The sequence below is a fragment of the Undibacterium sp. TC4M20W genome (assembly GCF_049340245.1).
In the GTDB taxonomy this organism is placed as follows: domain Bacteria; phylum Pseudomonadota; class Gammaproteobacteria; order Burkholderiales; family Burkholderiaceae_D; genus Undibacterium.
This window is the reverse complement of the sequence record NZ_JBMPPI010000029.1, coordinates 64,003-70,818: the sequence shown is the minus strand read 5'-3', so window position 1 is coordinate 70,818 and position 6,816 is coordinate 64,003. Positions and strand designations below refer to the sequence as shown.

9 protein-coding genes are annotated in these 6,816 nt (G+C 49.5%); 1 reads left to right on the top strand and 8 read right to left on the bottom strand.

What is annotated here, in order from left to right; translation table 11 throughout:
- Positions 1-15 precede the first annotated feature (15 nt).
- The 5 genes from ACO0LL_RS24985 to ACO0LL_RS24965 all read right to left on the bottom strand — a co-directional run bounded on the left by ACO0LL_RS24985 (position 16) and on the right by ACO0LL_RS24965 (position 3,052).
- On the bottom strand, positions 16-996 hold the full coding sequence (locus tag ACO0LL_RS24985; protein ID WP_422953518.1) for an alpha/beta fold hydrolase: 981 nt from the start codon (positions 994-996) through the stop codon (positions 16-18).
- A 37-nt stretch (positions 997-1,033) separates the two neighbouring features.
- Entirely contained in the window at positions 1,034-1,225 is a 192-nt protein-coding gene (locus ACO0LL_RS24980; RefSeq protein WP_422953517.1) for a helix-turn-helix transcriptional regulator, read from the bottom strand.
- Positions 1,222-1,614, bottom strand: a complete 393-nt coding sequence (locus ACO0LL_RS24975; protein ID WP_422953516.1) for a hypothetical protein — start codon at positions 1,612-1,614, stop codon at positions 1,222-1,224. The genes ACO0LL_RS24980 and ACO0LL_RS24975 overlap by 4 nt, the downstream gene beginning before the upstream one ends.
- 310 nt (positions 1,615-1,924) lie before the next feature.
- A complete protein-coding gene (locus tag ACO0LL_RS24970) occupies positions 1,925-2,344 on the bottom strand; it encodes an organic hydroperoxide resistance protein (RefSeq protein ID WP_110257224.1) in 420 nt (139 codons plus the stop codon).
- Between the two features lie 255 nt (positions 2,345-2,599).
- Complete coding sequence (locus ACO0LL_RS24965; RefSeq protein ID WP_162042109.1) at positions 2,600-3,052, bottom strand: MarR family winged helix-turn-helix transcriptional regulator; 453 nt, start codon at positions 3,050-3,052, stop codon at positions 2,600-2,602.
- Between the two features lie 180 nt (positions 3,053-3,232).
- Between ACO0LL_RS24965 and pyrF the strand changes: the two genes are divergently transcribed.
- A complete protein-coding gene (pyrF, locus tag ACO0LL_RS24960; RefSeq protein WP_422953515.1) occupies positions 3,233-4,054 on the top strand; it encodes an orotidine-5'-phosphate decarboxylase in 822 nt (273 codons plus the stop codon).
- Here the strand turns inward: pyrF and ACO0LL_RS24955 are convergent.
- From ACO0LL_RS24955 to ACO0LL_RS24945, 3 genes are all read right to left on the bottom strand, one after another.
- The gene (locus ACO0LL_RS24955) at positions 3,947-4,522 is read right to left on the bottom strand and encodes a substrate-binding periplasmic protein (protein ID WP_422953514.1); all 576 of its coding nucleotides are present in this window, start codon (positions 4,520-4,522) and stop codon (positions 3,947-3,949) included. The genes pyrF and ACO0LL_RS24955 overlap by 108 nt on opposite strands.
- Positions 4,476-4,823: a substrate-binding periplasmic protein gene (locus tag ACO0LL_RS24950; protein WP_422953513.1), complete on the bottom strand. Its 348-nt coding sequence runs from the start codon at positions 4,821-4,823 to the stop codon at positions 4,476-4,478. Before ACO0LL_RS24950 ends, ACO0LL_RS24955 begins: the two co-directional genes overlap by 47 nt.
- Positions 4,824-4,994: 171 nt before the next feature.
- Entirely contained in the window at positions 4,995-6,074 is a 1,080-nt protein-coding gene (locus ACO0LL_RS24945) for a porin (RefSeq protein WP_422953512.1), read from the bottom strand.
- Between the last annotated feature and the right edge of the window lie 742 nt (positions 6,075-6,816).

Genomic DNA, 6,816 nt, shown 5'->3' with positions numbered 1-6,816 from the left:
GCAGGAAGATGAGCGTTACGACCAAATGAAATTGGGACTGTAGCCGCCTTTAGGCGGATCAAGGGTTACCAGCGCCTTTGAGGCGCCCCAGCAATAAACCTCCGGCTTTGCCGGAGGTAATTTAATTGCCTGTGGTTGATCAAACATCGTGAAATGGCGGGCATTATTGATGCCAATGACTTGCAGTTTCGGCGCACCTTGCAACAAGGATTGGTAATAGGCATTCTTTGCTTCAAGACTGATATTGCGCGCAGCAAAATCTGCCGTGTAGTATGGTGATATTTCCAGTAAAGGCACGAGTACTTTGGCCATGTCCTTGCGCAAATCCATACTGACGATTTCATTCACATAATCTGCGGTGGCAGCCGGGTCACTCTTGCCAGTTTGTACCGACAGTTTTTGCGCGAGCTGTTCATTGATTACGCCGATAGTGCGCATGTATTGCAATTGTCTGGCAGCGAAAATTTCCGGGGTTTGCGCTGTCATCTGTGTTTTGAAACGGGCTGCCAGAGCCAGCCGCTGGTCTGCCGGTGTGTGCTCTGTGCCGGGGAACACTGGCAAACCATCTACCGCGATCACCCCACGGATTAATTCACTATGTTGCTGCGCAAACCAGATCGCCAGTGTGCCGCCCATGCTGTGGCCCAGCAATACTGGCTTGTCGAGTTTTTGCTGCTGTATCAATTCCAGCAGGGATGTTTTGGCTTTCTCAAGCAGTGGGCCTTCCGTCGCAGGCTGGCCATCAAATCCTGCAAGCGTGACGACATACAGAGTGTGATTCTTTTCCAGTTGTTTAACGGTGTCATCCCATACCCAGGCACCGCTGGCAAGACCAGGTATAAGTACGATAGGCGTGCCTTGCTTGCCGTGGCGTTCTACATGCAGGCTGCCGGCCTGGAAGTGATTGCCCATGTCCGCAGCATGAGCTGCTAAGGCGCCGCCAAACAGGCAGGCAGCACTGACGATGAATGCTGTAATGAGGTGTTTGATATGCATGATGGTCTCTTGAATTTGCGTTATATAACCAGTTCTTTTATTCAGCTTGAAAGATGGTTTCTATCGCTTGCCCGAACAGTTTTGCGATGCTGAAAGCCAATGGCAGGCTGGGGTCATAGCGCCCGGTTTCTATGGCATTTACAGTCTGCCGCGATACTTCCAGTAAGTCTGCCAACTGTGCCTGGCTCCATTCGCGCTGGGTGCGTAATTCCCTGACGATGTTTTTCATGATGACTTTTCTTTCCAGCTACGCAGACAAGTAATAGCACCCCATGAACCCATGATCAAAGACCAGGTCGCAAACATGCTGAGTTTAGGGAAGCCTGTGATTTCCATGAATCCATAACTAAGGGAAAAGGCGGCTGTGAAGGCGGCTGCCATGCCCAGGTTCTCGAGTGACCAGATGCGTACATATTCGTCCATGCGCTGGAATTGCCGCACAATGGCCCACACCATCAGCAAGGCAGGCAGGATAGGGCTGGCAATTAACAGACTGCGTAGTGGCCCGGCGGGCACTGAGTCTGCGTAGATACTGCTGGCAAATACAAGCAGGCAATAGATGCCCAGTGCAGCAAACAGCTCGCGAAAATAAAGGGACCTGGCTTGTTTCTCACGCATCGTGTTCTCCTGTTATAGATCGTATTTTGTAAGTAAAGTTTGCTTTACATGGGTGGGCAAAAAAAATGCCCTTGCATCCAGGCTTGCTCAACTAAGTCGCCTGTTTACGCGATTTGGGCTGACGGTTTATATATCTGGATGTAAAGCATGCTTGTCATCATATATCAAAAATTAAGCATGTCAAGCACGCTTTACATCGGTTTGAAATTTAAGCTGGAAAATGAAAAAGGCTTGCAGAAGAATATTTCTGCAAGCTTTGTTTCTGGTTCCTGATTTCATGCAGGCCTTGCGGCCCAGACGATCTATGAAATTACAGGATGTTCAGAGTTACTTCGATATTGCCGCGTGTTGCATTGGAATATGGGCAAACTTCATGTGCCTTGTGTACCAACGCTTCTGCTTCTGCGCGGTCCATGCCAGGCAGGCTGACATTCAAAGTCACAGCGAGACCAAAGCCGCCTTTACCATTTGGGCCTATGCCAACCAGGCCATTGATGGAAACATCTGCTGGCAGGGCGATTTTGCCGGCGGCGGCAACAAATTTCATCGCGCCGATAAAGCAGGCGGAATAACCGGCAGCAAACAATTGCTCAGGATTAGTGCCTTCGCCACCTGCGCCACCCAATTCTTTTGGGGTCGTCAGTTTGACGGAAAGTTGATTGTCGCTGGAAACGGCACGGCCATCACGACCGCCAGTTGCTGTTGCATTTGCTGTGTAAAGTACTTGCATGATGAACTCCTGATGTAATTTGCTGGGTTATTTGGGGTTTGCTGCGTTTGTTTCCTGGTTTTTTCTTACGACTACTGAGTCGATGGATGAACTATAGCTAACAATTTAATTGTGTGCAATCTAAATTGCGATTGTTTTTTTCTATCATCGCGATAGCATGCGAATAACAGCTTAGTACAAACGAAGGAAAATATTAAGAATTTTTCAACTGATGGGTTCGGTCGCCATAACTTGAAAATTCATGGATTTAATGACTCAAGGATTTAATAACTCATTACGCAAATCACTAAGCTGGCTGCGCAATTCCATCAGCGTCTCTTTGCTTTGCCCACTGGCACAGAGGATTTTTTGCGGGATATCAAGGGCGGCATTGCGCAATTCCCTGCCTGATGGCGTCAGGGTGATCCTGACCTGGCGTTCATCAGTCTCATCGCGATGCCTTTGCAGCATGCCATTGGCTTCCAGGCGTTTCAGCAAGGGTGTCAGAGTGCCTGAGTCGAGGAACAGAGCATGGCCTATGTCTTTGACCAGCACATCATCCTGCTCCCACAAGACCAGCATGACCAGGTATTGCGGATAGGTCAGGCCGAGGGCATCAAGCATGGGCTTGTAGGCCTTGGTCAGCGCCAGGGAGGACGAATACAGGGCAAAGCAAAATTGGTTTTCCAGTGCCAGCATATTAATCGGTGTTTCTGCGGGTGTTTTCATTTTGGCACTCTGGCAAATTCGTGAATGGATGATATGCAGGCATGATAAACAGTTTTTGCCAGTAATGCGGCACTTCTGCAAAGTCCGGGGTATCGCCTTTTGCGCAGCGTGGCAAGTCGCACAAGGTATAATGTCGGCCATTGCGCGTGCGCCGCCACGCCCCACTGTAAGAGGTAAACCGTGACTTTCATAGAAAAACTTTCCGCTGCCTGGACAGCCAATAATTCCCTGCTATGTGTAGGCCTGGACCCTGATGTCAGCCGCTTCCCTGCAGAGCTGGCGGGTAAGCCGGATGCTATCTATGCATTCTGTAAAACCGTCGTTGATGCGACGGCTGACCTGGCATGTTCCTTTAAACCACAGATTGCCTATTTTGCGGCCCTGCGCGCAGAAGATCAGCTCGAAGAAATCTGCTCTTACATCAAGACTACTTATCCAAATATTCCGGTGATACTTGATGCCAAGCGTGGTGATATCGGCGCAACAGCAGAGCAATATGCACGTGAAGCTTTTGAGCGTTATGACGCCGATGCAGTGACCGTCAATCCTTACATGGGTTTTGATTCAGTCGCCCCTTATCTGGAATGGAAAGACCGCGGTGCCATCGTGCTGTGCCGTACTTCCAATGCGGGTGGCTCTGACCTGCAATTTCTTGATGTTGGTGGCAAGCCGCTGTATCAGCACGTGGCGCAACTGGTGGCGGATAAATGGAATACCAATGGCCAATGCGCGCTGGTGGTGGGTGCTACCTTCCCAAAAGAGCTGGCGCAAGTACGCTCCGTCATCGGTGACATGCCTTTGTTGGTGCCGGGCATCGGTGCGCAGGGCGGTGATATTGCCGCGACTGTACAGGCTGGCAAAACCGCAAATGGCACAGGCATGATGATCAATTCTTCACGCGCCATTTTGTATGCCCAGCCAGCGGCTGGTGAAAGTGCTGCTGATGCTGTTCGCCGCGTAGCGCTGGAAACACGTGATGCCATCAACCTGCATCGCCAATAAAAAGCTGCACCGGGGTGTCACGACATCCCGGTATTTTTTGTATGTCAAATCGTAGTAGCCATTCTGCTTGAGTTGTTTCAGCACCTGATCAAGCTCGTCCCTTAATGGTTCAAGATGCGCCTTTTTTGCAAAGCCGAAAAAGGTTTCCTGTTCCTGCACGACAGGGTAGAGCACCTTGAAATCATTCAGCAGCCCCATCTTCTTCATTTCATGTATCGCCCCCGCATGGTTGCTGATGAGGATATCGAAGCGTTGTGCCAGCGCCATTCTGATAGCGCTGGTCTGGTCGCTGGCGAGTTCCAAATTCAGAACGCCACTGTTGATAAATTCGTCAAATCTGCTGCCATAGCTGATGCCCCTGACTGCGCCAAACCGGTAAGGGGCGAGGCGCGATAGTTCTCCGTCAAAATTGATATTGCTGTCATTCCTGGCCCACAGGCTGATGGTGAGTCTGCAAGACTGCTTCATTGCTGTAGATGATGTATTTCTCACGTTCAGGAGTCTTGAAGACGGTGAAGATGCCGTCGGCTTCGCCATTCTTTACCATCTCCAGGCTACGCCGCATGGGGTAGATATTGATGCTGACCTGATGGCCCATGAGGCGGAAAGCTTCCTTGACGATATCGACGGCAATACCCTTGACCTCTCCCTGTTCCACATATTCATAAGGCGGGTAATGCAGGCTGGCGAGTTTGAATGTGGCAGCAATGCTGGTAGAGCAGCAAAGTGCCAGCAGGATAGCCAGCAAGGGGGAAATAAAGGTTTGCATCTTGTTGCCTCTTTCAGATGCCGTACTCATCAGTTGGCAATGAGCATGTACATGTAGTGCATGCCCATTGCCTGCCGCAAAATCAATTCACGATGCTGCCTGATGATGTGCGCTGATTTTGCATTTTTAGTTGCATTGTTAGTTGCGTTCTTAGTTGCATTATTATCTGCATTAAAAACTATGACGTATGCCAACATGCAGGGCACTGTCACCAGAACCGGCTTCAATCGCGCTGCCTACCGTGTAGCCAGCACCATTCTTGTTGTCTATCTTTGCATAAGCTGCATACAGATCCGTTCGCTTCGACAATGAATAGATATAGGCCACTGCCAACTGGCTGGCATCCTGGTTCTTGACCGTCTTGTCATCTTTGCGGATATACGATGCCAGTATTTTGTTGTTACCAAATGGCACGGTCACACCGAGCAAAAAGTCTGTGGAATCTGTCGATGCCGTTGGTGCAATCAGGCTGCCGAATGGATTGGCAGTATTGCGCAACGGTGAGCTGTTCAAGCCTTTGTTGACACCGTATGCCAGATGCGCTTTTGCCACGCCAAAATCATAAGTCGCAGCCAGCAAAGTGGTTTTGCCATCGTCAGTATTTTTCAGAGTGGCTGTGTCGTTATTGCGGTTGTGGTAACCAAGGCGTACAGCAAATGGGCCAGAGGTATAGGCAATCGCGGCACCAAGCTGGCGACCGGCAGAAGTGTCACCAGCGGTTTCACCGAAGCCATAAGCCAACTCACCAGTCAGACCATCAAAAGATGGTGTGACATATTTCAAGGTATTGTCCATGCGGCTGGAGCCGGCACCAGAGTTAGGCATGATATTGGCAGCGTCACCCGCAAAACCGGTGACGAAAGGATCGGCAAAAGCCAGTGTCAAATATTCCGGGGTGTATTGGCGACCAGCAGTCAGCGTACCAAAATCACCTTTGACGCCGACATAAGCCTGGCGTCCGAACATCAGGCCGCCCTGGCCCAATGAACCTGTATCGACATTGATACCGCTTTCGAGCAGGAAGAAGGCAGACAGGCCGCCACCAAGGTCTTCAGTACCTTTGAAACCCAGGCGCGAACCAGAACCTATGCCGCTCGTCAGTTTGCTGACCGAGCCAGCGCTGCCGCCTCTTTCTAATGCGATGCCGGTATCGACGATGCCGTAAATAGTGACGGATGATTGTGCCATGGCAGATCCGGCGAATGCGCTGATTGCGCCAAATATGGCCAAAGCGAGGTAAGTCTTTTTCATTTGGTTCTCTCAAAAAATAAATAAGGAAACGAAGCCGCTGCTAAAAGAATCGCCTTTGCTGTCTAGCTTTGCTGCATTGATGCATGCGGCAGGCATGCAGGCCGTCTGTTGTGCAAGCGATAAGGTCGATTACCGGCTGTCTTTGCTGCGGTGCAGCCGATAATTTATTATCGATGAAAAATATGATGTTTACATATAAGTTATTTATAAATCGTCGATAAAAAACTAATGATGCGTTGTTAAAAAGTTGAATTGCTATCTGGGAAATATTTTAATTCCCACATGGACGCGGATTGGTGGGTAAAAGAGGGCGGAAATATAAGTCTGTTGACCAGTTCAACATTCCATATTTTTCACTGGCAGGCATGCGCTGGCAACCAAGGGACAGTCCGGTGATTGGCGCACGCGATTTCACTGCTTGCCCGCCAGGAAAAATAGCTGTGGGCAACTTAACGGCGGTCGTGTGAATTGGGTCAGCGAGCGTGATCTGGTTTGCCTTATGCAATGACTCGCGATCAATGCGATGCAGAGCATGACGAATGTGATTGAGTTCTCTCCAAGCGTGTTGGGTTGCCTGCAAGTAAAAAATAAGCAATGAAGTTTATTTTTATGAATAATTAAATAAAAATGTTTAACATTGAAATTAAAAATATCTGAACTATTCTGACATGGTTGGATTTGTTTTCTTACCGCCACTATTCCTCTGAGCTTGCGACTGCCCCGATACCGCAACTTGAATTTC

Excerpts from the sequence above, each read along its gene's own strand:
- ACO0LL_RS24985 (WP_422953518.1), bottom strand. The coding sequence starts at position 996 with ATGCATATCAAACACCTCATTACAGCATTCATCGTCAGTGCTGCCTGC.
- ACO0LL_RS24980 (WP_422953517.1), bottom strand. The coding sequence starts at position 1,225 with ATGAAAAACATCGTCAGGGAATTACGCACCCAGCGCGAATGGAGCCAG.
- ACO0LL_RS24975 (WP_422953516.1), bottom strand. The coding sequence starts at position 1,614 with ATGCGTGAGAAACAAGCCAGGTCCCTTTATTTTCGCGAGCTGTTTGCT.
- ACO0LL_RS24970 (WP_110257224.1), bottom strand. The coding sequence starts at position 2,344 with ATGCAAGTACTTTACACAGCAAATGCAACAGCAACTGGCGGTCGTGAT.
- ACO0LL_RS24965 (WP_162042109.1), bottom strand. The coding sequence starts at position 3,052 with ATGAAAACACCCGCAGAAACACCGATTAATATGCTGGCACTGGAAAAC.
- ACO0LL_RS24955 (WP_422953514.1), bottom strand. The coding sequence starts at position 4,522 with ATGAAGCAGTCTTGCAGACTCACCATCAGCCTGTGGGCCAGGAATGAC.
- ACO0LL_RS24950 (WP_422953513.1), bottom strand. The coding sequence starts at position 4,823 with ATGCAAACCTTTATTTCCCCCTTGCTGGCTATCCTGCTGGCACTTTGC.
- ACO0LL_RS24945 (WP_422953512.1), bottom strand. The coding sequence starts at position 6,074 with ATGAAAAAGACTTACCTCGCTTTGGCCATATTTGGCGCAATCAGCGCA.